The sequence below is a fragment of the Kribbella jejuensis genome, from assembly GCF_006715085.1.
GTDB classification, from domain to species: Bacteria; Actinomycetota; Actinomycetes; order Propionibacteriales; family Kribbellaceae; genus Kribbella; species Kribbella jejuensis.
Map to the genome: position 1 here is coordinate 2,251,825 of NZ_VFMM01000001.1, position 22,559 is coordinate 2,274,383.

A 22,559-nucleotide genomic window follows, 5' to 3' on the forward strand; every position below is an offset into this window, starting at 1 on the left:
CGTCAGTCCTTCTCCCGGAGCAGGCGGAACTGGGCCGCGGTGACCAGGCCGACCACGATCACCAGCACGATCGACAGCGCGGTCGCGGCGCCGAGCTGCAGCTGGACGAACGCACGGTTGTAGATGTACTGGACGACCGTCGTGGTGTCCGTCCCGGGGCCGCCGCGGGTGAGGATGTAGAACTGCGAGAACGCGAGCAGCGAACCGATGACCGAGATGATCACCGCCATCGCGATCGTCCGGCGCAGGATCGGGATGGTGATCTCGCGTTCCTGCTTCCACCAGCCGGCCCCGTCCAGCTCGGCGGATTCGTAGAACTCCCGCGGGATGGCCTGCATACCGGCCATCAGCAGCATCATCGTCAGCCCGCTGACCGCCCACACGACGAGGACGCAGATCAGTCCGGTGGCGAGCGGCCCGCTCACCAGCCAGGCGGTCGAGCCGTCGGTGATGCCGAGGGCCTTGAGGACGATGTTGATGATTCCGCTGTCCGGTTGCGCCTCCAGGACCGTGACGAAGCTCAGCGTGGACAGCCCGACCACGAACGGCAGGAAGAACACCGTCCGCAACATCGTCGACCCCCGGCGTTTCCGCCGGACCAGCACCGCGAGCGCGTAGCCGAGCACCAGGATCGGCCCGGTCACGATGACCGTGTAGAGCAGCGTGTAGAGGACGGACTTGGCGAACGCCGCGTCGGAGACGATCGCGGTGTAGTTCTTCAGCCCGCTGAACTTCACCGTGCCGATCAACGGCCAGTTCGTCAGCGAGATCACCAGCGCGAACACCAGCGGCACCAGGACGAAGACGCCGACGAACAGTACGGCGGGCGTGACCAGCAGCAGCCCGGTCCGGGAGGGGTGCGTGAGCGAGCCGCGGCCGATCCGGCGCGGCGGGGACCCGGCGTTCTTCGCGAGCCGGGTCCGCACTTCGAGGCCGGTACTCATGCCTGCCCCTGGCGGAGAATGCGGTCGTAGTTCTGTTGGGCTTCCTTCATGGCGGCCTCCAGCTCGCCGTCGAACACTGCGCGGCGGAACATCTGCAGCCACGGCCCGTCCGGCTGGTTGTAGAGGAGGTTGTAGGACAGCGTTGTCGGCGCGTACCCGTGCTGAATCTGCTCCAGCGGCAGCGTCGCCAATGGGTATTTCTTCGCAAACTCCGCGGTCCGCGCGTCCGACCGGACCGGCGTGTAACCGCCGGCCGGCAGATCGATCTGCTGCGGCAGGTCGAGCGCGAACCGGACGAACTCCCAAGCACCGGAGGCGTTGCGCGCACCGCGCGGGATGCACATGTTGTCGCCGCCGTCGAAGAACGCCGAGCCCCCGTCGGGCCCGGACAGCAGCCGGGGCGTCACCTTCCGGTGGAACGCCGGATCCGAGGCGGAAACGACCACGCTGTAGTTGGACGGAAAGATTCCGATCTTCCCGGCGCGGAAATCGCTGCCCCATCGCGAGGCGTCGTCGGAGAAGTTCGCCCGCGGCACGAGTCCCTCGACCCACAGCTGCCGGTGCAGCTCGAGCATCTGCCGGACGACGTCGTTGCCGACGATGTGCCCGGACTGACTGCCGACCGGCCCTTGGATCAGATCCGTGTCCGCGGCCCAGACCATCGGCTGGACCACGAACCCGAGCGCACCCGGACTGTTCGCCGGGAAGCTCCAGGCATAGATGTCGTCGCCGAGTTTGCGGAGTTTCCGCGCCGCGGCGAGCAGGTTGTCGAAGGACTTGATCGCCTCGTCCGGATCGACGTCCGCCCGGTCGCACAGCTCGGTGTTGAACCAGAACATCGAGTTGTCCGCCAGGTACGGAACGCCGTACACGCGCTTGTCCTTGGTCGCCAGCCGGAGGTGACCCGGACTGAGCCGGTCCCGGAAATCCAGCGCGGCCAGCGGTTCGGTCAGGTCGGTGAACGCGTCGCGGTAGATGAACAGCATCGAGTTGATGTCGTCGATGTCGACCAGGTCCGGCACACTGCGGCCGCGGATCGCGGTCGCCAGCTTGGTCACGTACTGCGCGTCCAGCACCGGTGTCAGCTCGACGGTGAGCCGGTCCTGGGACGCGTTGAACTTCTTCACCAGGTCGGTCAGACCGCTCTGCGTCGCCGCCCGGCACCAGACCTGCACGGTGCCGGTCGCGTCCTGCCCGAAACCCGCCGCCTGGACGTCGGGTTCGGGCAGCACCGAACTGCAGCTGGACGCGAAGCCGGCCGTGGTCACCGCGGCTCCGAGGCCGAGAAACTTCCGCCGGGTGAGCATCCCTAGACCCGCGGCAGCCAGACGCGCATGGCACCGATCTCCCGGTTGGCCCACGCGTAGTACGGCACCGCCACCACCTCGACCTCCTCGCCGACGGAGTCACCCGCCTCAGGCACGAACGACCAACCCGGCCGATGGCCCGTTCCGGCACGTCCCTGGGCTCTCAGTACGGTCACGCCGTCCAGCAGCTCCGAGGCTTCCGCGATAGGGGCTCCGGGCAACAGATGCAGGTCGTCGACGTTCGCCGCGTTGTCCTCCTGCTCCACGGCGTACACCAGCGGACCGCGTTCCAGTGCGACACACCCCCGCACAGCGTCGATCCGCGGGTCGGCGCCCACGACGCGCGGAGTCAGCGGCAGGACCAGTTCGATCTCGGTCCCCTCCGCTCGGGCATAGCCACCCGCGTCCACGCGATGTCCGTTGACGGTCGCACCGTCGGCCCACCCCGGAATGCGGAGTTCGACAGCGGTCGGCGCAGACGCCGTGATGTGGACGGTGCCGTCCCACGGGTACGCCGTCTCCACCGTCAGCTCCACGTCACCGGACTTGATCACGCCGTCGGCGTACTGGTGGAGCTGGATCGCGTCGTCGGTGCTCGTGGCCAGGTAGGTGTCGAGGCTGGCGAGCGTACGCATGATGTTCGGCGGGCAGCACGCGCAGTCGAACCAGCCGCGCCGCCCGTGCGCCGGGCTCCGGCCGTTGTCGGCGTGCGCCGCGCCGCGCAACTGCAGCGGGTTGACGTAGAAGTATTCCGTTCCGGACAGCGAGACCCCGGCCAGGAAGCCGTTGTACAGCATCCGCTCGATGGCATCGCCGTACTTCGCCTCACCGGTCGCCAGCAGCATCCGCCAGGCCCATTGGATGCCACCGATCGCGGCACAGGTTTCGGCGTACGCGCGGTCCGCCGGCAACTCGTACTCGTCGCCGAAGGCCTCGCCCTCCCAGCGTGCACCCAGCCCGCCGGTGATGTACGTCTTGGTGGACCACATGTGGTCGAATTGCACCTTCAGCGCGTCGAGCAGCGCGGTGTCGTCGGTTTCCAGCGCGACATCGGCGGCGCCGGCGGCCAGGTAGACCGCACGGACCGAGTGCCCCTCGACCGTGGTCGCCTCGCGGACCGGGACGCGGTCGGAGAAGTACGCCGGCGCGTGCCCGTGCCGCTCGATGATCCCGTGCCCGCGGGCGTCGACGAACCACTTCGCGAGCTCCAGGTACGTCTCCGTACCGGTTTCCCGGTACAGCTCGACGAGCGCCATCTCGATCACCGGATGGCCGTCGATGTCGACCGTCTTCCCGTCGCCGAAGGTCGCGTACAGATGGTCGGCGAGCTTGATCGCCACGTCGAGCAGCTCGCGCTCACCGGTACAGCGGACGGTCGCGACGGCGGCCTGGATCAGGTGGCCGGCGCAGTAGTGCTCGTGGCTCCAGACGAGTTGCTGGTAGCGGCCCTCGTCGCCGTACCGGAGCTGGACGACCGAGTCGAGGTAGCCGTCCTCGCGCTGCGCGGCCGCGACCACCGCGGTCAACTCGCGGATCCGCCGCAGCAGGTCGTCGTCGGGGTTGCGGCCGTACTCCCAGGCGGCAGCCTCGAGCCACTTGTAGACGTCGGAATCGGCGAACACCGGGCCGATCGCCTCGCCTTCGCCGATCCCGGCGGTGAGCCGGAGGTTGTGCAGGTTGCCGGCCTTCTCCAGCTGGTCCTGGCCGCTGGGAATCGCGGCGGCGCCGTTCCGCGCCTGCCGGGGGGCCCAGAAACCGCCGGTGATGCTGACCTGACCGAGTCCGAGGGGGTGCCGGCGGCCCTTGGTGGTGGCGGCCGGGCTGCGAGAGGTCATAGGGCGCTGTCTCCTGAGTTTAGGAAAATACGGCACACGTTTTCCTAAACGAAGGTAAGGACCAGCGAGCTCCAGGTCAAGCCCTACTTCGGGCCCCTGGACAACTTCCGAGCCGACCGAGCTGCTCTTCGCGGAAATTATGGAAAGGAGTTGCCTCGCAACTGCATCGAGCCGCTTCTCGTAAGGTGAGGCCGTGCAACGGATCTCGTCGCGGAATGCCCGGTTCCAGGTGTGGCAGGCCTCGCTGACCAACCGGACCAAGCGGCAGCGGTCCGGCGAGTTCCTGGTCCAGGGCGTCCGGCCGATTTCGGTTGCCGTGGACAACGGTTGGCCGGTGCGGACGGTGATTCAGGATGCCTCGCGGCCGTTGTCCCGCTGGGCATCGGAGCTGCTGCGGCGGCTGCCGCACGTCGAGCGGGTGGCGATGGCGCCCGAACTGCTCGCCGAGCTCGGCGAGAAGGAGGACCCGGAGCTGATCGCCGTCCTCGAGCTGCCGCCCGACGACCTGGATCGCATCCCGGTGGGACCGGACTTTCTCGGTGTGGTGTTCGACCGGCCGACCGGGCCCGGGAACATCGGGTCGATCATCCGGTCCGCCGACGCGTTCGGCGCCGACGGGGTGATCGTGACCGGGCATGCCGCCGATGTCTACGACCCGAAGGCGGTCCGCGCGACGACCGGGTCGCTGTTCGCGGTCCCCGCGGTCCGGATGCCGTCACATCGCGAGGTGCTCGAGTGGGTACGCCGTACGCCGGTCGTCGTGGTCGGTACCGACGAGCACGGGTCGACGAACATCTACGACTTCGACTTCACCCAGCCCGTCCTGCTGCTGATCGGCAACGAGACGGCCGGACTGAGTACGGCGTGGAAGGAAGCGGCCGATCACCTGGTGCGGATCCCGATCACCGGATCGGCCAGCTCCCTCAACGCCGCGAACGCGGCAACCGCCGCCTTGTACGAGATCTCGCGGCAGCGGTCACGCCGTGCAGAGTAGTTCGCCGTGCAGGATCGAGATGAACGCGTCCGGTGTTTCCGTCCAGGTCCGCCAGGCTCGGGAGATCGCTTCGAGCGTTTCATCCGGTACGCCGGACGCGCGGGCCTGATCCGCGAGCGCTGACTTGAGGATCCGATCCGCCCACATCCCGCCCCAGAAAGCGCGATCCTCCGGATTCGTGAACGACCAGGTCGACGTGGTGACGTCCGCCTGCTCGAAGCCCGCGGCTTGCGCCCACGACAGCAGCCGGCGCCCGGCGTCCGGGTCGCCCTTGTTGGCGCGGGCCATCCGCTGGTAGAGGTCCATCCACTCGGTCAGCTCCGGTAGCTCCGGATACCAGACGAAGCCGTGGTAATCGGAGTCACGGGCCGCGACGATCCCGCCCGGCTTGCAGACTCGGCGCATCTCGCGCAGCGCCTGGACGGGATCGGCGACGTGCTGCAGCACCTGGTGTGCGTGGACGACGTCGTACGTGTCGTCGGGCAGGTCCAGCGCGTGGACGTCACCGACCACGAACTCGACATCGGCCGTCTCGTTCTCGAAGGCCTTCCGGGTGATGTCCAGCGCGGCGGCATCGGCCTCGAGCGCGGTCGTCCGGCCGGGTGCGACCAGGCGGGCGAGGTCGGCGGTGATGGTCCCGGGACCGGCGCCGACGTCGAGCAGCGACATTCCCGGCCGCAGGTGCGGCAGCAGGTATCCAGCCGAGTTCTCCGCGGTCCGCCAGCGGTGCGACCGCAGCACCGACTCGTGATGGCCGTGTGTGTACACGTTGTTCATCCAAGGCTCCTTTGCCCTCGCCGACATTTCCACGCTAGCGCAGAGTCTTGCTGAATGAGACATATTGTCTCGCTATATGGGCGGAGGGACATGACCGAATATGGCCAGACCGGGGGCGGACAACGCGCGAACCTTGACGTACTGCGAAACCGTCAAGGAGGAAAGTGATGCTGGCAAAGGTGTTTCCGATCAAGCTGAAGGACGGCAACCAGGCCGCCGCGGAGGCGATCGTGCAGGAGTTCGGGCCGCGCGGACCGGGCGCCGAGGAGGGGACGCTGTCGTTTCGGGTGTACCGCGACGCGGCGACGCCCGACTACCTGTTGTTCGTCGAGCACTTCGCGGACCAGGCGGCGTACGACGCGCACACCGGGTCGGAGGCGTACCAGGAACTGATCGCGGGACGGTTCGCCGACCTGATCGTCGAGTTCGTCGAGATCGACCACGAACTGCTGGTCAGCCTGTGAACGATCTGGCGCGGCGGCTGCGTGAACTCCACGAGCAGCCGCCGCTGGTGCTCCCGAACGCGTGGGACGCCGGCTCGGCGCGCGCGATCGAGGCGGCCGGAGCGCAGGCGATCGCGACGACGAGCGCCGGTGTCGCCTGGGCGCACGGGGTGGACGACGCGGGTGGGTTGGATCGCGCTGCGGCGGTGGCCGCAGTGCGGGCGATCTGCGCCGCGGTCTCGGTGCCGGTGACGGTGGACGTCGAGGCCGGGTACGGCGATGTGGCGCGGACAGTTCGGGAGGTGGTCGAGGCAGGTGCTGTCGGGGTGAATCTCGAGGACAGTACGGCGCGGGTGCTCGACGAGCCGGCGGTGCACGCGGAGCGGATCCGTGTCGCGCGGGAAACCGGTGGGGCCGAGTTGGTGATCAATGCGCGGACGGACACGTACCTGTTCGGCGACCGGACCGGGACGATCGAGCGAGCGAAGCGGTACGCCGACGCCGGGGCGGACGTGCTGTTCGTACCGGGCGTCGTCGACCTGCCGACGATCGCCGAACTGGTGAAGGAGTCACCCCTCCCGGTGAACGTCATGGTCGGCCCCGGCGCACCGTCCGTGCACGAACTCGCCGAGGTCGGCGTGGTCCGGATCAGCGTCGGCCCGGCCATCACCGGCGCGGCCTACGCCCTCGCAACAGCTGCCGCCCGAGAAGTCCTTACCACCGGCACCTACGAAACCCTGAGCATCCACTAACCGATGCCTGCGGTGAGGCGGTGGTAGGTGGTGGCCAGGGAGCGCCAGGGGCGGAGGTGCTCCGCGTCGTCGGCGAACGGCCAGGCGTCGCGGGCTCCTAGGCGTAGGGCAATCTCTTGGGCGGCCGGCGGGCTCGTCACGGTCTCCAGGGACCGGACGAGCTCGGCGGCGTCCTCCCCCACTTCCAGGGTGATGTTGCCGTTGGCAACTTCTACGGCAAGCGACCCGACCAGCTCGGCGGACGCCAGAGCCTCGGGGCCGGGGAACAGGTGGGTGAGGCCGTGCGCCAGCCCCGGCACCGGTACGCCGTACACCTCGACCAGCTTGCGCAGCGCATCGGGAACGTCCAGTGCGGGCAGCTGGTCCCGGACGACCGCTTGTACGGCGACCTCGAACAGGCCCCAGGCGCCGGGAACGCGGACCCCGGGCCGCTCCGCCACCAGCGGGCCCAGCTCTGGATCGGAAGCAAGCAGCGCCCGGGCCAGCACCGGCTCGCAGTCGAGACCGACCAGCCGCGCGGCCCGGTCGACGACGTGGATCACGCCCTCCCAGAACGGCAGATGCGCCCGGAGCAACAGGTAGTCGTCGCCACCCGGACCGATCTCGAGCATCCCGGGCGAGCCGTCGAGCGAGATCGTCCGCCGGTACACCCCGTCATAGACCGCCTCCACCCCAGGAATCGCCCGCTCCGCGAGGAACGTACACATGGCGTCCCAGTCGTACGGCGGTGTGTACGGCAACCGCAGCACCAAGCCGCCGTCCGCGATCAAGCGATCGCTGCGTCGCCGGCGCTCGCGCAGCTCGCGCGGTGAAGCGCGGAAGATCTCCCGCATCGCCCGGTTGAACTGCCGCAGACTCCCGAACCCGGACGCGAACGCGATCTCCGCGATCCCGAGCTCGGAATCGTCCAGCAACCGCCGCGCGAAATGCGCCCGCCGCGACCGCGCGAACTGATCCGGCGTGACACCGAGATGCTCGTGGAACATCCGCCGCAGGTGCCGCGCCGACATCCCCAGCCGCGCCCCGAGTGCCTCCTCGCCGGATTCGTCCAGCAACCCGGCGATGATCAGCTGGACCGCACGGCAGACCAGCTCGGGCGCTTCGTCCGCGACCGTGCCGGCCACCCGGTACGGACGGCAGCGCAGGCAGGCCCGGTACCCCGCGGCCTCGGCGGCGGCGGGCAGCTCGAAGGTGCTCACGTTCTCCGCGAGCGGTTTCGCCCCGCACCCGGGGCGGCAGTAGATGCCCGTCGTGCGGACCGCCGAATAGGTCGTCACACCGAGCACGCTAGCCGGGCCCACCGACAGTTCATGACACGCGCTTTACACCGGGCGCGCGCGGTCCCGACTAAGGTACGGCGAGTGCAGTCGAAACCTATGCTGGTCGTGGTGAGTGGTCCGCCTGGGACGGGGAAGACAACGCTGGCGCACCGGATCGCGGCCGCGATCGGCTGCCCGGCGATCTGCCGGGACGAGATCAAGGAGGGCATGGCGCACGCGACTCCGGGATTCGTGCCGGGGCCCGGCGATCCGCTGACGATGCGCACGCTGTCGACGTTCTTCGACGTGATCGGTCTGCTGGTCGGACGCGGTACGACGGTGGTCGCCGAGGCCGCCTTCCAGGACCGGCTGTGGACGCCCGGGCTGAGCCCGTTGCTCGGCCGCGCCGATGTGCGGATCGTGCACTGTACGACGTCCGCCGAGGTCGCGCTCGCGCGGATCACGGCCCGGTCCGGTGCGGACCCGCGCCGGGCGGCACACGAGGACGCGCAGATCAGCCCGGAGGCGCGCGTACGGACCCACAACGCGTTCCAGCCGGTGGATCTGCCGGTTCCGTCGCTGGTGGTGGACACGACCACGGAACCTCCGTTGGAGCAGGTGCTGGCATTCTTGTCCCGCTGACGACACGAGAGGGGACGGACATGTTGGAGGGTTTGACCACGGCGCACCTGGCCGACGCTTGTGTACGGGCCGGGGTGCCGGTGCGCACGGTGTCCGTCACAGCGGTTGTCGGCGAGCGGGTCGCGGGGCGGGTGTTGCCGGCGCAGCATGTGGGCAGCGTGGACGTGTTCCTGGAGGCGTTCGAGTCCGCGGCCGAGGGCGACGTACTCGTGGTGGACAACGGTGGCCGCCGGGACGAGGCGTGTGTCGGAGACCTCGCCGCGCTGGAGGCTGTCGCGGCCGGTGTCGCGGGCATCGTGATCTGGGGATTGCACCGCGACACGGCCGAGATCACCGCGATCGGGTTGCCGGTGTTCAGTCTCGGCGCGTTGCCGACCGGGCCGCTGCGGCTCGACCCGCAGCCGGCCGATGCGTTGTCCAGGGCAACTATCGGGGAGTGGACGGTGACCCGCGACGACGTCGTCCTCGCGGATGCCGACGGCGCGATCTTCGTACCGGCGGATCGCGTCGACGAACTGCAGGCGCTGGCGGAAGGGATCCGGGACACCGAGCACCGGCAGGCCGCGGACATCCGGGGCGGGCGGACGTTACGGGAGCAGGTGAGCTTCGCGGAGTACCTGGAGAAGCGGGCGGCGGATCCGTCGCTGACGTTCCGGCAGCATCTCCGGGCGGTGCGTGGGGCGATCGAGGAGTAGGCGGCCGGCTCAGCTGATTGCGGCGCGGACTGCGGGAACGACTTCTTGGGACCAGCGGGTCAGCTGGGTCTCGTACGGCGTGGCGCCTCGGGGGAAGAGGGTGAAACCGGTGGCGTTGTGGTTGAGGATGCCGTCGGTGAGCTCCTCGATCCACTGCGCCGCAGACCCGCCGATCCAGCGGCCCTCGGCGTCGCGGGTCCGGCGGAGTGGGGCGTCGGTGATCTCGCCGGGGAAGTTGTAGATCGTGCCGACGTCGGACGGTTTGCGGCCGACGGACGACGCGGCCTCGTCGATGATCGGGCGGGACCAGCGGTAGCGGTCGCTCAGCCAGTCGGCGGCGTGGCCGGGGATCCAGCCGTCCGCGTTCCGGCCGGTCGCGGCGAGGGACTTCGGCCCGTTCGAGCCGGTCCAGATCAGCGGGGCCGGTACGGCGGCGGGCCGGAGCTTGCCGATCGGGTAGTGCTTGGTCGGTACCGGCGTACCGCCGTCGGACATCGCGTGCACGAGTTGCATGGCCTCTTCGAGTGCCTCGACCGCTTCCGCGGGGCGGAGTTCCGGGATGCCCATCGTGGTGATGCGGTCCCAGGCGCCGCCGGCCCCGAGGCCGAGGACGAACCGGCCGCCGGACAGCGCCGTCAGCGAGGTCGCCGTCCGGGCGAGAACCGGCGCGGGGCGCAGCGGGAGGTTCGTGACGTTGACGAACGCGGACAGGTGCTCGGTGCGGCCGAGCAGGAACGCGATTGCGGCGTACCCGTCGAGCATGTCGGGGACGTACGGGTGGTCGGCGAGGCTGACGTGGTCGAGGCCGTCGCGGTCCGCCTGCTGGGCGAGCCGCACGATCGCGGCCACCTCCCGGACCGAGTCCGGCGATCCGTATCCGAACCGCACGTTCATATCGACTCCTTCAGATAGTTCGATGTCCCAACTAGTTGTAGCACGAATACTTCGTACCACAAACTATTAGCTCAGCTGACTATCATGGGGTCATGGTGACGACGACGGCTGCCCGGGACACCGACCTCGCGAGCGCGCTGGTGCAGGCGATGCACCGGCTGCAGGACATCCACGCCGAAACCAGCCGCCCGCTCGGCCTCACTCCGCAGCAGGCGCACCTGCTCTGCGTACTGATCGGCGGCCCGGAGGGCATGACCGACCTGAGCCGCATCCTGAGCATCGAACGCTCGAGCCTGACCAGCATGGTCGACCGCCTCGAACGCCGCTCCCTCGTCGCCCGCATCCCCAGCCCCGGCGACCGCCGCGCCTGCCGCATCGAACTGACCCCCGACGGCCTCACCCTCGCCCACCAGGCCCACGACGCGGTAGTGGACCGCATCAACACCCTGACCGCCCACCTCCCCCCAACCACCCGCCACGCAGTAACCACCGCCCTCCAATCCATCACCGGCTGAGGGCGCCGGTTCAGCGACGGCCGCCGAACTCCCAGGGGTGGATTTCGGGGGTGCTCGACTGGAGTAGGTCGGCAGCGGCTTCGGGGGACGGAGCTTCGAGGAGAGCGGCTCGGCCCGCGTGGCGGGTGCCGTCGTACAGGTTGCCGTAGACGATCAGGTGATCGGAGGACAGCGGGCGCGGGGCATCCTTCGTCAGGACGAGGAAACGGTCGTACTCCGGGACCGTTGTGGTGAACTCCCACATCGTGTGGGCGGTCAGGTTTTCGAAGCGGTACACCTCGACGGAGGCGAACGCCCCGCCGAGGTAATACGGCTCCTCGTACACGAATCGCCGCAGCGCATCCACCGACGAGAGGTCGACGATGTGCAGGCTGCCGGTCGGACGGGAACGGTCCGCGGTGAGGGTCGGGCCGCGGGCGATCAACTCCGCGGCGTACCTGTCCATGAAGGTCCAGTGTTCCTCGGTCAACCGGACCTTCACGTCGAGGCTTCCAGGCCGATCCCGGCCGTAAACCAAGTACTGCGTCACGCCAGGTGCAACCGCAGGATCGTGTCGTAGTCGACGACCTCGACCCCGGCGGCCGGCGTCACGGTCTCCTGCGACGGGACGATCAGCAGCAACCGCGGGTCGGTGACGTCGACGTCGTACTTCGACTTGAGCTGCGAGCGGTTGTCCGCGGTCTTGAGGTATTCGGCGTACGTCACCAGCTCGGCCGCGCTTTCCTGCACCGGCAGGCGGAACACCCGGCGGCGCTTCTTACCGTTGGTGGTGTCAACGACCGGGAGCTCCAGCCGGCCGACGATGTGGCTGCCGTCCGCCCGCTCGAGGATGAAGTCCGGGTGCAGCTCGCCGAGCGCCGGCTCGCGGACCAGCTTGGTCGCGCCGAACGCGGACAGCAGGATCTGCTCGTGCGTGTCCAGGAAGCCGTCGACGGTCGAGTCCTGCAGGCCGTGCGCGAGGTACGTGCTCTCGAACGGGTCGGCCTTCAGTACGGCGGGGTCGATCGGCAGGCTGATCGTGCCGATCGGGTCGAGGTGCGGGCGGGCGTTCGAGTACGACTGCAGGAAGTCGAGGTACTTGTCGGCCGGCTCCGAGCGGTGGATCGCGATCGCGAAGTTCACCCAGTGCAACCGCAGCGAGTCACCCGCGGTGTGCACGAGCAGCGTCCGGTCGAACGTCGAGTAGTTGCCCGGCGCGAACTGCAGCAGCTCCTCCCCCGGCCCGACGTACTCCTCGCCGATCACGTTCGCGGCGGCCGGGAACCGCTCTTCCAGCGCCTGCCGTCCCGCCGTGGTCGCGATCGTCGCGTCCTTGAACAGGTTCTCGCCCGGCAGCGTCATCACCGCGGTGCCGTCGCCGACGCCGAAGTACTCCTCGACGCTGCCCAGCTTCTGCCGCCGGACCTCCGGCGTCCGGTACTCCCGGCTGAGCCCGACGAGCTCGAGGATGTTCCAGTCCGGCGTCTCGGTCAGCACCATCATCCGCGGGAACAGCATCGGCCCCGGCAGCTCCGTACGGTGGCTGACCGGCAGGTGCCCGGCGACCCCCTTCAGGTGCTCCCCCCAGAACTGAGTGTTCACCTTGACGAACTCGGTGGGTTTCATCGTTCTCCTCGCTCAGACACGCTTGAATGCAGACACTCCGGCCCAGCTTCCAACTCCCGCCCGATCCGAGCCTATTCCCCGTCAGCGCAACACGATCAGTGAGTCCCGGCCGCGGCGTCGTGCCGGTGGTCGACGTGCTCGTTCGCGCCGAGCAGGTGTGAGTTCTGGACTGCATCGAAGAGGATCCCCAGGAGAATCACCGCCACCGCGGCGCCGAGGATGCCCACCGTCCGCCCTCGATTCCGCGCGACGGCCGGCGTGAACCAGGTGGCGGCGAAGGCTGCGGCGCCACCCAGGATCAGCGCGACCGACCCGAGCAGCATCGTGGTGACACGCGGCCCAGGACCCGAGACGCTGGCCAGGACCACGACCGCTCCGACGAGACCGATCGCTACCGGCGCCGCAGCGACGAGCCGGGCCGTCCGATCGGTACGACGTGCCGCCCACGTCACGGCGAAGAGCGATACCAGAGCCAGGGCCACCATCAGGACCGGTTGCCAGCTCACGCGGTCGTGCGGTCTCGGGCCAACCGCTCCGCCGAGTCCGGCGGCCGCGGCCCCCGCGGCCATGATCGCCAGCATCGAGAGGGCGCTGTGCTGCCAGCCGTGCCAGCGGCTCAGGGCCATGTGGTCGAGCAGCTCCAGCTCGGCCGCGAGGTTGGCGCGGGCGGCCGGCTCGTACCGCTCGTGCGCGAGGTCGGTGCGATAGATCCGCCCGGACGCCAGCATCGCGCGGAGCTGCTCCCGCCGTACGCCGATGTCGAAGCGAGTGTCCCGCCGGATCTCGGCCGCGAACGTCGCGTACTCCGGATCCGCGAGCAGGGCGTTCACCGCATCCTGCAGGACCGCTCCGTTGGCGCCCTCGCCACCTGAGTACGAGACCAGCCGGGCCACCTCAGCGGTCCGCATCTCATCGACGCCGTACTCCGGCAGCAACTTCTCCGCCAACCGCGCCGACGCGGCGGCGTCGTCCATCGCGGTGCGGTTAGCGGAGTACGCGGCCCGATGGAACCAGGCCGCAAGCCGTACCGCGACCGGGTCCGTCGCCAGGTGCTCGAGCGAGTCGAGGGCGTTCAGGATGACGATCAGATACTTGGCCCGGTACCCGTACCGCCGTACCAACTGATCAGCAAGGTCCCCGGCGCCAGGGATCACCTCGCCCCACAACTCCCGCAGTCCAGCCACCTATCAATGGTGACAGAACCACAGGGGGACCCGCTGTGGCCGTCCGCGTGGCACCGGGCGGAGTAAGGAGGACGCGAGAGGGTACGAGAGAGGGCGTGATCGACGGGTTCGAGGAGTTCGACGTACGGGTGCCTGGGGCAACCATCCACGGGCGGCGCGGCGGCAATGGTCCGCCGGTACTGCTGCTGCACGGATTCCCCGAGTCACATGTCATGTGGCACCGCGTGGCGCCGGCGCTCGCGGGCGAGTTCAGCGTGGTCGCGACCGACCTGAGCGGCTTCGGCGACAGTACGTCCGACGGCGAGTACTCGATGCGCGCACTCGCCCGGCATCAGGTCGAGGCGATGAGATCGTTGGGGCACGACACGTTCGCCGTCGTCGGCCACGACCGGGGCGCGCGCTGTGCGTACCGGATGGCGCTCGACCATCCCGAGACGGTGACGAAGCTCGCCGTACTCGACATCGTCCCGACCCTGGACGCGTTCGAACGCGCCGACAAGGACTTCGCGCTCGGCTACTGGGCCTGGTCGTTCCTGACCGCCCCCATCGCCGAGACCTTGATCGGCACCGCACCCGAGGCATTCGTCAACCATCTCCTAGACAGCTGGGCCGCCCACGACGCGTTCCCACCAGAGATCAGAGCCGAATACGCCCGCCACTTCCGCGACCCGGCCACAGTCCACGCCATCTGCGAGGAGTACCGCGCAGCCGCCACCACCGACTGCGACCACGACTCGGCAGACCGAGGAATCAACCGAATCACCTGCCCGGTACTCGCCCTCTGGGACTCCTCCGGCGCCCTCGCCCACTGGTACGGCGACCCCCTCGCGATCTGGCGCCACTGGGCCGACAACGTCTCAGGCGCCCCCGTCGAAGCCGGCCACTTCATCCCCGAAGAGGCCCCGGCCGAGACCCTCCAGCACCTCCTCCCGTTCCTTACCCGCGGAGAATAGGCCCGAACGCGATGAGGGCCGCGCGGTTGGTTCCGTTGAAGACGCCCGGCACGCTGCCGCACGACATCACCTTGACGGCGTCCACCTCATTGCTGGTTCGCGTCCAAGGCTGCAAGCTGCTCCTTCAACGAATGGATCTCTTCCTCAATGGCTTGTAGCCGGTATGGATGGAGCCAGCCGAGAGGCTGATTGTTCACCGCGTGCGCGACAACCATGTCACCGCCGAACAGTTCAGCGACCTGGCGAATTGAGATCTCGTCATCTCTGGTATCCGCGACTCGGTAGATCTCCAGCAATGCCGGCATCTTCTGCGGCAGTTCAGCGAACGCGCTCAGCAACCTCAACCGCATCAGAATACACCCCCGCCGATCCCCTTCCGAGTCAACCAGATCCACGACGGGTTCCTTCCATGGGTGTGTCACACAAGCCAATATGGATGAGTGCTTGACTTTGGAATGTACCAGCGCTTGGTGTCCCACTTCCACGGCCCGAACGACGGCTTCGACAGAGCGCTGGTCCTGAACGTCAGCGCATACTTGTTGTAGTACTTCTCACCGCGTGTCCCGCCCTGCTTCCAGGTCTCAGGCAGGATCAGCGCCCGCTTCGTAAAGGTATTGCGCTGGTGCGCAGCCGGGCAGTTGGACCAAGTGTGAACGGTCGAGTCCGGCCAGTTGTTGGCGTCCCATCGTGCCAGGCAGTCGTTCTGCGTAAAGTCGACCGTCGGGCCCTGGGTTACGGACAACTCACCATCCAAGGTGACTTCGGGGTAAAATCCGATATTGGTAACGTACTTCGCACGGACCTTCCCGAGCAGCGTGCACCCCGTGGACGGACAGTAGAAGTAGTTCATCGTGTAGTCGGGAGTGTGAATGTAGCCACTAACTGTGCCCTCACCAGCTGCCGCGGTTATTGCATCCCCGCGCAACTGTTGATCGCTGAAGAGTTTCTCAAGTACAGCCTGTTCACCATCCCGACGGCTTCGGCTACGGTTACTGACGAATTGGCGGGCTTGAGCCACCCCGCCACGCTCTATCGCCTGCGCGACAGCCACTTTAGGCGACACCGCCGTCCCTTCCGGAACGAGGGCCGTCAGGCAATTTCCCCGGGTAAAATCAGAATTCGTGCAACCGGCCGCATCGGCCGACAGTAGAATCACCGCGAGCCCGACGGCCGAGATCACTATTGCCAACACGGGAATGAGTTTTCGAGACACGGGCGGCCCCCCAATAGTGGAAAATCTAGATTCAGCATGTTCAGCGCACGGCTTCAGCGTCAACAGTTCTCAACCAAGTTGCATCTTTTGACATTCGTGTTCCAGCGGCTTGCCCGATAGCTTGCTGAGCTTCCGTGACGGTTCCCCGAGGTCCGTCATGCCTACATCTCCCGATGAGGTCCGGATCTTCAAGACCGAGGCCTACGACGGCAAACGTCGGACCAGTTACGGGGGTTCGATAGTGCATGGACGGCGCTACCGCCACCCATCGCCGAAGGCACGACACCGACGTAGCTGGTATCAGCACGCCTGCGCGTAAGTACGTCGACCTGAAGTGGCCGCATGTCTTACCCGGTCACAGCCGGTGCATCTCTGTTACCCGGACCGCACCTGGGTGCGCTGACAGTGACGCCCGACGCCGATGAGAGAGCACTCAGCACTCGGAGCGCCCTCCAAAAGCACAGCGGCGATGCCCGGGAGCCGCGTGCACTGCGATGGCACTGGGGCTTCGGACGAGCGAGGCTCAGTCGGAGTCATCCCGGTAGAGCCGGTACCGACCTCGGCCCCGGTCAACGCACCAAAAGTCTCGATAGCGGACGGCATGGTGAGCCGGCGCGTTCGCGCACATCCGTGACGTCACGTGGGTGCGGATTGTCGACTCCTTGTATCGGCTGCCGCGAGCACGCATCTCCGCGATGAGCTCGGACAGGTGGAACTCGCCGTCGGGGGCTCTGGAAGCCAGCGCGTGCGCCACGTCGCGAATCTCGTGATGTGCGGCCACGGGGCCATCCTCGTTCACTCGGGGCTGGTTGAGGAAGAACCGGCTACGTCTGTGCGGTCACCGAGCCAGTCTCGCCATCAGGGCTGTCGCCGGGACGCCCGCCTCGGGGCTGAGCCGACCGCCCGCCGATCGGCGGCTTGAGGCCACCGAACCGTTAAGTGCGCCCCTTGCCCAGCACCCGCAAGCTGGCACTAGCTGCATGCATCGAGGATGCCAACGGCGACGCGCTCAATCTTCCGGACAGTCGAACACAACCGGACACAGCAAGAGAGCCCCTGGTCTGCGTTTCCGCAGGTCAGGGGCTCATTCTTGCGTGTGGCGGGTGCAGGGTTCGAACCTGCGTAGGCATACGCCGACAGATTTACAGTCTGCTCCCTTTGGCCGCTCGGGCAACCCGCCAGGGTGGTGCCGGTTCGTGAACCGGCGTGGGAGACGATACAACAGGTAGTGGCCCTGACAGCAAATCGGAAAGGAAGTGCCATGGCTTCGGAGTCCTCCTTCGACATCGTGAACAAGGTGGATCACCAGGAGGTGGACAACGCCGTCAACCAGGCGGCGAAGGAGATCAGCCAGCGGTTCGACTTCAAGAACGTGGACGCTCAGATCAAGTGGTCCGGGGAGTCGATCGACATGCAGGCGAACACCGAGGAGCGGGTGAACGCGGTCCTGGACGTGTTCAAGGACAAGCTGGTGAAGCGGCAGATCTCGCTCAAGGGGCTGGAGGCGGACGACCCGAAGCTGTCCGGGAAGGTCTACAAGATCAACGCGTCGATCAACGCCGGCATCACCCAGGAGAACGCGAAGAAGATCTCCAAGCTGATCCGCGACGAGGGCCCGAAAGGTGTGAAGGCGCAGATTCAGGGCGACGAGCTGCGGGTGTCGAGCAAGAGCCGCGACGACCTGCAGGCGGTGCAGGCGCTGATCAAGGGGCAGGACTACGACTTCGCCGTACAGTTCGTGAACTACCGCTGACGCACGGCTGGGCGCTAATCGGGTCGCTTCGGCATCCGGTGGGCGGGCATGCTGGCGGGCGTGGGTGTGACGTTGATGCGGAAGTGGTTGCTGGCGGACTTCGGGCTCGAGGTGGTGGAGCTCACACCGGTGGCGTTCGGGGCGGATGTCGCAGCGCAGGTGTGGAAGGCGGCGACGGCGACCAATGTGTACGCCGTGAAGTGGAGCGGTGCCGGTACGAACACGGGCCACCAAGTCGCGGCGTACCTCGCCGACTGCGGGCTGCCCGGCGTACCGGAGCTGATCCGGACCGTCGAGGGCGGCCTGTGGAGCGTGCACGCGAAGAAGCGGCTCACGGTGACGCCGTGGATCGACGGGCCGCGCGCGGCGGAGACCGGGCTGACGGACGAGCAGTGGACGGAGTACGGCGTACTCCTGCGCCGCGTGCACGACGCGGAGCCGCCGCCGCGGCTGCGGGACGCGCTGCCGAAGCACAGTCACATCGATGCGCGTACGCCGGCGCTGGCCGAGGAGGTACGTACGCGGCTCGAGACGCCGGAAGGTGACGTCGAGGAGGAGCTCGCGGCGGTGTGGACGCAGTACGACGGCATCCTTGACGACCTGCTCAACAACCGCCCGCCCGAGCCGACCGGCCCGCGCGTGGTCTGCCACGGCGACCCGCACCTCGGCAACGTCCTCGTCGGCAAGCACCTGCACCTGATCGACTGGGACGACGTGATCTACGCGCCGCGCGAACAGGACCTGATGTTCATGCTCGGCGGCATGGGCGACGTCGGCCCCACCACTCAGGCCCAGTTCGAAGCCTTCCTGACCGGCTACGGCCCGCACGTCCTCGACGAGGAAGCCGTCCACTACTACCGCCACGTACGAGCCTTCGAAGACGTCATCGGCTGGTCCCACCAGGCCCTCACCGGCCCGGACGAGCCCTACGCCCTCCAAGTAACCAAGAACATCCTCACCCAAGGCCTGGCCGCCCTGGCCGTGCAGTAGCTCTCAGGCGTGGCGGAGCCAGATGTTGGGTTCTACGTAGAGGCCAGTGTCTGATTCCCGGTTGATCTCCAGAGTGGTCAGCCCGGCGGGGATGGTGTAGGTGCCGGTGCTGGGAAACAGCATGGAGGTCCAGGATTCCCAGTCCGAGACCGAGCCCGTCATGGTCTGGGAGGCGGGGGCCGGGGCCAGCAGCGTGGCGCCCAGGCGGACGTGGGTTCGGACCCAGGGGTCCAGCGGGAGGCCGTCCGAGCGGGTCCAGGTCATGAAGGTTTCGATGGGGGTCAAGGGGTAGCTCGACTTGAGGGTCGGGCGGACCGGAGCGATGACCTGGGGCAGGCCGTTGGCGACAGCGTGGTCGCGGACCGCGGTGATGACTCGGCCGGCGTGGCCTTGGCCCTGTTCGTCGGAGCGTACGGCGGCGGCCATCAGTACGAACGTGTTCGGTACGACGTTTGCCTCGTACGACGTGACCGATCGCGCCAGCGCGTCCGTGAAGCCGCCAGGCAGGTCCTCCACGGTGCCGTCCCAGGCGAGCGGTACACCCCAGCAGCCCGCTATCAGACGGCCGTCCAAAACGTAGTAGAACTCCCACTGCGGGAAGTACGACACCCGACGCTCGCGGTACTTCTTCACCTCGGCGTCGTGGAAGATGAACTCCGGCCAGTCCTCGGCGAACCGCACTTCCGCCTCGGCGTCGTACTGCGGGGCGTCGCCGGCCGGGATCAACTCGTACATGCGCGGAACGCTAGACCCCCGACCCGGTCACAGCCACCGCATTACGCACCGACCGCGGCGAGGAGCCCAGCTCACGACGGCAGGTCTTGTTGAAGGCTTGGAGGTCCGGGATGCCGACCGACGCCGCGATCGCCGGGATCGACAGCGTCGACGACACGAGGAGATGTCGCGCGCGGGCCATCCGTCGCCGTCTCAGGTAGGCGATCACCGTCGAACCGGTCTCCGCCACGAACAGCCGGGTCAGGTGGTTGTGGGACACCCCGGCGACCCGCGCCAGCTCGGGGACGGCGAGGGGTTGCGCCAGGTTCGCCTCGATGTGCGCGATCGCCGACGCGACGGCCGGATGCCCCGCCTCGACCCGGGCCGGGGTCAGGTCGGCGATCCGCCACAACGCCGTCCACACCTCGGCCGTGGTCCGCGACGACCCCGACGGCGACGACTCGATGGCCGAGCGGAGCAGCCGCGACAGCACCGGCGCTGCCTCCCCCGCGTCCTGCACGACGGGCACGTACGAGGGCTCGCCCACGGGAACCGGGCGGAAATGCGCGTACAGGTGCTCGGAGCGTCCGCGGTAGTCGAACCGCACTTGGGTGCCGGCCGGGGTCAGGGAAACGTAGCCGGGCGCGACGGAGAACGTTTCGCCCAGCAGCGTCAGCTCGGCCGAGTAGTTGTACAGGTGCAGCTGCCACAGGTCCCGCAACCGGAAAACGTCGCGCGGACGACGCGTGCCGTGGATGCCGGCGCCGACGTTCACGGCCTCCGGCGGTTGCGCCAGGTGCAACTCGATCACGGTGAGAATTTACCACTAGTAGTGATCACAACCCACGCGAGACAACGGCGACCGATCGCAGAATGGAGGAGTAGTGACCACTACCGCGAACAGGGAGTCTTCATGCCCCAACCGCACCGCAAGCACCTGCTCACCTCGGTGCAGATGGCGCACTTCGTCGCCACCGGCGCCCTCCGGATGGACGCCGTCGTACCGGACGACATGAACCAGCAGGCGATCGAGGTCCTGAAGAACGGCATTCCGGGTGTTCCGTACGGCACACCGCTGTCGGAGGCGTTCGTGGACAGCGAGTTCGTCCAGCGGCTGGTGCAACTGCCGGAGGTGGCGGGGGCGATCCACAGCCTGGTCGGTCCGGAGCCGACCGTCGACCACCACGCGGTCCACATCCGCAAGGCGCACGAGGGCGAGGCGCAGAACCTGCACGGTGACGCGATCATCGACGTCCGCACCGACGCCTTCGACGTCCAGCTGATGTACTACCCGCAGGACGTGACGCTGGAGATGGGCGGCACGCTGAGTGTCCCGGGCAGCCACCTGCGCCGGACGAACGAGTCCGACACCGGCCGGTACCAGAACCTGCTCGGCCAGACCCGGCTGGTCTGCCCGGCCGGCACTGTGCAGTTCCTGCATCACGGCATCTGGCACGGCGGCCGCAAGAACGACAGCGACGTCGACCGCTACATGTTCAAGATCCGCTTCAACCCGACCGTGCGTCAGGTCCGGCTCTGGAACACCGACGACCTCTACGACGACGCGGTCGCGGCCGAGCTCGAGCAGAACTTCCCGTGGTACGAGAACGCCACCGGCCGGCTCGAGCGGTACAACCGCATCCTGCTGTGGCGCGCGATCAGCGGCGACGACACCTACGACCCGAACTACTGGGTCACCCGCGTCAGCAACCGCCCGCAGCGGGTGGTCACGGACCGCGCCAACAACCCGCACGCCGGCAAGAAGGAGATGGTATGACCGCCACCGCCGAGACTCCGACCCAGACAGGCTTGAGGCAGCAGGTGCTGGTGCTCTACCTGGCCTCCTCCGCCCTCGACTCGCGGACGGTCGGCTGGTCGACGTACGACGGCACCGGCGAGACCCACCCCACGACGGGTGACTCCGACGAACCGCCGTACGTGACCGGGCTCGACGCGCTCAAGGACGGGTGGCGGCTGTTCCAGGCGTCACAGCTGAACCCGCCGTACCCGGGTCACGAGTACGACGTGTCGTTCCTCAAGCACGAGTTCTTCTTCGAGAAGCTCGTCTAGACCGGCAGGATGCACACCGGCTTCGGCCAGCTGACAGGCTCACCTCGAGCGGTCAGCTGGCCGTTGCTGATGGCAAAGACCGCGATCTGGTCGGAGCGCTCGTTGGCGGCGTACAGCCGGGTGCCGTCGTTGCTGAAGGCAAGGTGCCGCGGCCAGTCGCCGCCGGAGCCGATGGTCTGTACCAGCTCGACGCTCAGCCCGTCCGGCGCGATCGCAAACACGGCGATCGTGTTGTCGCCACGATTCGACCCGTACAGGAAACCGCCGTCCGCGGAGATCAGCAGCTCCGCCGGGTAGTTCTCGCCCGGCGAGTCGGCCGGCCGGGTCGACACGGTCTGCACGATCTGCAACTTGCCGTCGGCGTACCCGCAGACCGTCAGCGTCGAGTCGAGCTCGTTGATCACGTACGCCGCACCCGCCGTCGGGTGGAACACGATGTGCCGCGGCCCCGCGCCCGGGTGGATGTGCAGGCGGTCGACCTCGGCCAGCTCGCCGTCCGCGCTCAGCGTCGACGAGTAGACGGTGTCGGAGCCCAGGTCGATGTCGAACACGTACGCACCCGCCGGGTCGAACGCGACCTGGTGTGCGTGCGGCCCTTCCTGGCGATCCGCGTTCGGTCCTGTGCCGGAGCGCTGGACGAAGTACACCCGCTCGCCGAGCGAACCGTTCTCGTTCAGCGGGTGGACGGCCACCGAACCCGACGAGTAGTTCGCGGACAGCAGGAACCGGCCGGACGGGTCGATCTCCACGTGGCATGGGTGCATGCCGCCGGTCGGCTGTTGGTTGAGCAGCTCGAGCCCACCCTCCGGCTGGATCGCGAACGCCGCGACGCTGCCGTCGTCGGTCTCGTCGGTCGAGTAGAGGAACCGGCCGTCCGCGGACCTGACCAGGAACGACGGGTCGGCCACCGTCGCCACGGTCTCGAGCCCGTCCAGCGGGCCGAACGCGATCCCGTCCCCGCCGCCGGCTTGACTGGTGTAGCTCCCGACATAGATCCGCTCAGAAGTCATGACGCCTACC

26 protein-coding genes and 1 tRNA gene are annotated in these 22,559 nt (G+C 68.0%); 11 read left to right on the forward strand and 16 right to left on the reverse strand.

Going from position 1 to position 22,559, the window contains the following annotated elements:
- Positions 1-2: 2 nt before the first annotated feature.
- The 3 genes from FB475_RS11035 to FB475_RS11045 are packed head-to-tail and all read right to left on the reverse strand — an operon-like array spanning position 3 to position 4,086.
- Positions 3-944 carry a carbohydrate ABC transporter permease gene (locus FB475_RS11035; RefSeq protein WP_141855012.1) on the reverse strand — a complete coding sequence of 314 codons (942 nt, stop codon included), beginning with the start codon at positions 942-944 and terminating at the stop codon, positions 3-5.
- Complete coding sequence (locus FB475_RS11040) at positions 941-2,251, reverse strand: extracellular solute-binding protein (RefSeq protein WP_141855014.1); 1,311 nt, start codon at positions 2,249-2,251, stop codon at positions 941-943. Before FB475_RS11040 ends, FB475_RS11035 begins: the two co-directional genes overlap by 4 nt.
- Positions 2,252-2,253: 2 nt before the next feature.
- On the reverse strand, positions 2,254-4,086 hold the full coding sequence (locus FB475_RS11045; RefSeq protein ID WP_141855016.1) for a glycoside hydrolase family 127 protein: 1,833 nt from the start codon (positions 4,084-4,086) through the stop codon (positions 2,254-2,256).
- A gap of 193 nt (positions 4,087-4,279) precedes the next feature.
- Between FB475_RS11045 and FB475_RS11050 the strand changes: the two genes are divergently transcribed.
- Complete coding sequence (locus FB475_RS11050; RefSeq protein WP_141855018.1) at positions 4,280-5,080, forward strand: TrmH family RNA methyltransferase; 801 nt, start codon at positions 4,280-4,282, stop codon at positions 5,078-5,080.
- Here the strand turns inward: FB475_RS11050 and FB475_RS11055 are convergent.
- The gene (locus tag FB475_RS11055; RefSeq protein WP_141855020.1) at positions 5,063-5,857 is read right to left on the reverse strand and encodes a methyltransferase domain-containing protein; all 795 of its coding nucleotides are present in this window, start codon (positions 5,855-5,857) and stop codon (positions 5,063-5,065) included. The genes FB475_RS11050 and FB475_RS11055 overlap by 18 nt on opposite strands.
- A 167-nt stretch (positions 5,858-6,024) precedes the next feature.
- Here FB475_RS11055 and FB475_RS11060 point away from each other — a divergent pair, with 167 nt between their 5' ends.
- Both FB475_RS11060 and FB475_RS11065 read left to right on the forward strand, forming a co-directional pair.
- Positions 6,025-6,321 carry a putative quinol monooxygenase gene (locus FB475_RS11060; protein ID WP_141855022.1) on the forward strand — a complete coding sequence of 99 codons (297 nt, stop codon included), beginning with the start codon at positions 6,025-6,027 and terminating at the stop codon, positions 6,319-6,321.
- Positions 6,318-7,052: an isocitrate lyase/PEP mutase family protein gene (locus FB475_RS11065; RefSeq protein ID WP_141855024.1), complete on the forward strand. Its 735-nt coding sequence runs from the start codon at positions 6,318-6,320 to the stop codon at positions 7,050-7,052. The genes FB475_RS11060 and FB475_RS11065 overlap by 4 nt, the downstream gene beginning before the upstream one ends.
- Here the strand turns inward: FB475_RS11065 and FB475_RS11070 are convergent.
- Positions 7,049-8,329 carry a bifunctional transcriptional activator/DNA repair enzyme AdaA gene (locus FB475_RS11070; protein WP_141855026.1) on the reverse strand — a complete coding sequence of 427 codons (1,281 nt, stop codon included), beginning with the start codon at positions 8,327-8,329 and terminating at the stop codon, positions 7,049-7,051. The two genes, FB475_RS11065 and FB475_RS11070, sit on opposite strands and share 4 nt — an antisense overlap.
- A gap of 84 nt (positions 8,330-8,413) precedes the next feature.
- Here FB475_RS11070 and FB475_RS11075 point away from each other — a divergent pair, with 84 nt between their 5' ends.
- Positions 8,414-8,953, forward strand: a complete 540-nt coding sequence (locus tag FB475_RS11075) for a P-loop nucleotide/nucleoside kinase family protein (RefSeq protein ID WP_238332084.1) — start codon at positions 8,414-8,416, stop codon at positions 8,951-8,953.
- Positions 8,954-8,973: 20 nt separating this feature from the next.
- Positions 8,974-9,648, forward strand: a complete 675-nt coding sequence (locus FB475_RS11080) for an RraA family protein (RefSeq protein ID WP_141855029.1) — start codon at positions 8,974-8,976, stop codon at positions 9,646-9,648.
- A 9-nt stretch (positions 9,649-9,657) separates the two neighbouring features.
- Here the strand turns inward: FB475_RS11080 and FB475_RS11085 are convergent, their stop codons facing one another.
- Positions 9,658-10,542, reverse strand: coding sequence for an LLM class flavin-dependent oxidoreductase (locus FB475_RS11085; RefSeq protein ID WP_141855031.1), 885 nt, complete (start codon positions 10,540-10,542; stop codon positions 9,658-9,660).
- Positions 10,543-10,634: 92 nt separating this feature from the next.
- Between FB475_RS11085 and FB475_RS11090 the strand changes: the two genes are divergently transcribed.
- Complete coding sequence (locus tag FB475_RS11090; RefSeq protein ID WP_141855033.1) at positions 10,635-11,057, forward strand: MarR family winged helix-turn-helix transcriptional regulator; 423 nt, start codon at positions 10,635-10,637, stop codon at positions 11,055-11,057.
- A gap of 10 nt (positions 11,058-11,067) precedes the next feature.
- Here the strand turns inward: FB475_RS11090 and FB475_RS11095 are convergent, their stop codons facing one another.
- The 3 genes from FB475_RS11095 to FB475_RS11105 all read right to left on the reverse strand — a co-directional run bounded on the left by FB475_RS11095 (position 11,068) and on the right by FB475_RS11105 (position 13,846).
- Complete coding sequence (locus tag FB475_RS11095) at positions 11,068-11,586, reverse strand: YciI family protein (protein WP_141855035.1); 519 nt, start codon at positions 11,584-11,586, stop codon at positions 11,068-11,070.
- Complete coding sequence (locus FB475_RS11100; RefSeq protein ID WP_141855037.1) at positions 11,583-12,662, reverse strand: hypothetical protein; 1,080 nt, start codon at positions 12,660-12,662, stop codon at positions 11,583-11,585. Before FB475_RS11100 ends, FB475_RS11095 begins: the two co-directional genes overlap by 4 nt.
- Before the next feature lie 95 nt (positions 12,663-12,757).
- Positions 12,758-13,846: an HD domain-containing protein gene (locus FB475_RS11105; protein ID WP_141855039.1), complete on the reverse strand. Its 1,089-nt coding sequence runs from the start codon at positions 13,844-13,846 to the stop codon at positions 12,758-12,760.
- Between the two features lie 95 nt (positions 13,847-13,941).
- Between FB475_RS11105 and FB475_RS11110 the strand changes: the two genes are divergently transcribed.
- Positions 13,942-14,799 carry an alpha/beta fold hydrolase gene (locus FB475_RS11110; protein ID WP_141855041.1) on the forward strand — a complete coding sequence of 286 codons (858 nt, stop codon included), beginning with the start codon at positions 13,942-13,944 and terminating at the stop codon, positions 14,797-14,799.
- Between the two features lie 86 nt (positions 14,800-14,885).
- Here the strand turns inward: FB475_RS11110 and FB475_RS11115 are convergent, their stop codons facing one another.
- The 4 genes from FB475_RS11115 to FB475_RS11125 all read right to left on the reverse strand — a co-directional run bounded on the left by FB475_RS11115 (position 14,886) and on the right by FB475_RS11125 (position 17,192).
- Positions 14,886-15,194 carry a hypothetical protein gene (locus tag FB475_RS11115; RefSeq protein WP_141855043.1) on the reverse strand — a complete coding sequence of 103 codons (309 nt, stop codon included), beginning with the start codon at positions 15,192-15,194 and terminating at the stop codon, positions 14,886-14,888.
- Positions 15,195-15,217: 23 nt separating this feature from the next.
- A complete protein-coding gene (locus FB475_RS11120; protein ID WP_141855045.1) occupies positions 15,218-15,991 on the reverse strand; it encodes a hypothetical protein in 774 nt (257 codons plus the stop codon).
- 544 nt (positions 15,992-16,535) lie between these two features.
- The gene (locus FB475_RS38385; RefSeq protein WP_420359205.1) at positions 16,536-16,811 is read right to left on the reverse strand and encodes a DUF7669 domain-containing protein; all 276 of its coding nucleotides are present in this window, start codon (positions 16,809-16,811) and stop codon (positions 16,536-16,538) included.
- A gap of 298 nt (positions 16,812-17,109) precedes the next feature.
- Positions 17,110-17,192: transfer RNA gene (locus FB475_RS11125), tRNA-Tyr, on the reverse strand.
- An 81-nt stretch (positions 17,193-17,273) separates the two neighbouring features.
- On the opposite strand from FB475_RS11125, the gene FB475_RS11130 reads away from it, so the two are divergent.
- Together FB475_RS11130 and FB475_RS11135 are read left to right on the forward strand one after the other, a co-directional pair.
- On the forward strand, positions 17,274-17,765 hold the full coding sequence (locus FB475_RS11130) for a YajQ family cyclic di-GMP-binding protein (RefSeq protein WP_141855047.1): 492 nt from the start codon (positions 17,274-17,276) through the stop codon (positions 17,763-17,765).
- Between the two features lie 60 nt (positions 17,766-17,825).
- The gene (locus FB475_RS11135) at positions 17,826-18,755 is read left to right on the forward strand and encodes a phosphotransferase enzyme family protein (protein ID WP_185759195.1); all 930 of its coding nucleotides are present in this window, start codon (positions 17,826-17,828) and stop codon (positions 18,753-18,755) included.
- Between the two features lie 3 nt (positions 18,756-18,758).
- Here the strand turns inward: FB475_RS11135 and FB475_RS11140 are convergent, their stop codons facing one another.
- Positions 18,759-19,490 (reverse strand): hypothetical protein, encoded by a 732-nt coding sequence (locus FB475_RS11140; protein ID WP_141855051.1) that lies wholly within the window; start codon positions 19,488-19,490, stop codon positions 18,759-18,761.
- Between the two features lie 10 nt (positions 19,491-19,500).
- Complete coding sequence (locus tag FB475_RS11145) at positions 19,501-20,280, reverse strand: AraC family transcriptional regulator (protein ID WP_141855053.1); 780 nt, start codon at positions 20,278-20,280, stop codon at positions 19,501-19,503.
- Positions 20,281-20,382: 102 nt separating this feature from the next.
- On the opposite strand from FB475_RS11145, the gene FB475_RS11150 reads away from it, so the two are divergent.
- Together FB475_RS11150 and FB475_RS11155 are read left to right on the forward strand one after the other, a co-directional pair.
- Complete coding sequence (locus FB475_RS11150) at positions 20,383-21,246, forward strand: phytanoyl-CoA dioxygenase family protein (RefSeq protein ID WP_185759197.1); 864 nt, start codon at positions 20,383-20,385, stop codon at positions 21,244-21,246.
- The gene (locus FB475_RS11155; protein ID WP_202878304.1) at positions 21,243-21,539 is read left to right on the forward strand and encodes a hypothetical protein; all 297 of its coding nucleotides are present in this window, start codon (positions 21,243-21,245) and stop codon (positions 21,537-21,539) included. The genes FB475_RS11150 and FB475_RS11155 overlap by 4 nt, the downstream gene beginning before the upstream one ends.
- Here the strand turns inward: FB475_RS11155 and FB475_RS11160 are convergent.
- The gene (locus FB475_RS11160; RefSeq protein ID WP_141855056.1) at positions 21,536-22,549 is read right to left on the reverse strand and encodes a lactonase family protein; all 1,014 of its coding nucleotides are present in this window, start codon (positions 22,547-22,549) and stop codon (positions 21,536-21,538) included. The genes FB475_RS11155 and FB475_RS11160 overlap by 4 nt on opposite strands.
- Positions 22,550-22,559: the final 10 nt, after the last annotated feature.

What these genes read in the sequence shown, in the direction of transcription:
- FB475_RS11035 (WP_141855012.1), bottom strand. Translation starts at nt 944, where the DNA reads ATGAGTACCGGCCTCGAAGTGCGGACCCGGCTCGCGAAGAACGCCGGG.
- FB475_RS11040 (WP_141855014.1), bottom strand. Translation starts at nt 2,251, where the DNA reads ATGCTCACCCGGCGGAAGTTTCTCGGCCTCGGAGCCGCGGTGACCACG.
- FB475_RS11045 (WP_141855016.1), bottom strand. Translation starts at nt 4,086, where the DNA reads ATGACCTCTCGCAGCCCGGCCGCCACCACCAAGGGCCGCCGGCACCCC.
- FB475_RS11055 (WP_141855020.1), bottom strand. Translation starts at nt 5,857, where the DNA reads ATGAACAACGTGTACACACACGGCCATCACGAGTCGGTGCTGCGGTCG.
- FB475_RS11060 (WP_141855022.1), top strand. Translation starts at nt 6,025, where the DNA reads ATGCTGGCAAAGGTGTTTCCGATCAAGCTGAAGGACGGCAACCAGGCC.
- FB475_RS11080 (WP_141855029.1), top strand. Translation starts at nt 8,974, where the DNA reads ATGTTGGAGGGTTTGACCACGGCGCACCTGGCCGACGCTTGTGTACGG.
- FB475_RS11085 (WP_141855031.1), bottom strand. Translation starts at nt 10,542, where the DNA reads ATGAACGTGCGGTTCGGATACGGATCGCCGGACTCGGTCCGGGAGGTG.
- FB475_RS11090 (WP_141855033.1), top strand. Translation starts at nt 10,635, where the DNA reads ATGGTGACGACGACGGCTGCCCGGGACACCGACCTCGCGAGCGCGCTG.
- FB475_RS11100 (WP_141855037.1), bottom strand. Translation starts at nt 12,662, where the DNA reads ATGAAACCCACCGAGTTCGTCAAGGTGAACACTCAGTTCTGGGGGGAG.
- FB475_RS11130 (WP_141855047.1), top strand. Translation starts at nt 17,274, where the DNA reads ATGGCTTCGGAGTCCTCCTTCGACATCGTGAACAAGGTGGATCACCAG.
- FB475_RS11140 (WP_141855051.1), bottom strand. Translation starts at nt 19,490, where the DNA reads ATGTACGAGTTGATCCCGGCCGGCGACGCCCCGCAGTACGACGCCGAG.
- FB475_RS11150 (WP_185759197.1), top strand. Translation starts at nt 20,383, where the DNA reads ATGCCCCAACCGCACCGCAAGCACCTGCTCACCTCGGTGCAGATGGCG.
- FB475_RS11155 (WP_202878304.1), top strand. Translation starts at nt 21,243, where the DNA reads ATGACCGCCACCGCCGAGACTCCGACCCAGACAGGCTTGAGGCAGCAG.
- FB475_RS11160 (WP_141855056.1), bottom strand. Translation starts at nt 22,549, where the DNA reads ATGACTTCTGAGCGGATCTATGTCGGGAGCTACACCAGTCAAGCCGGC.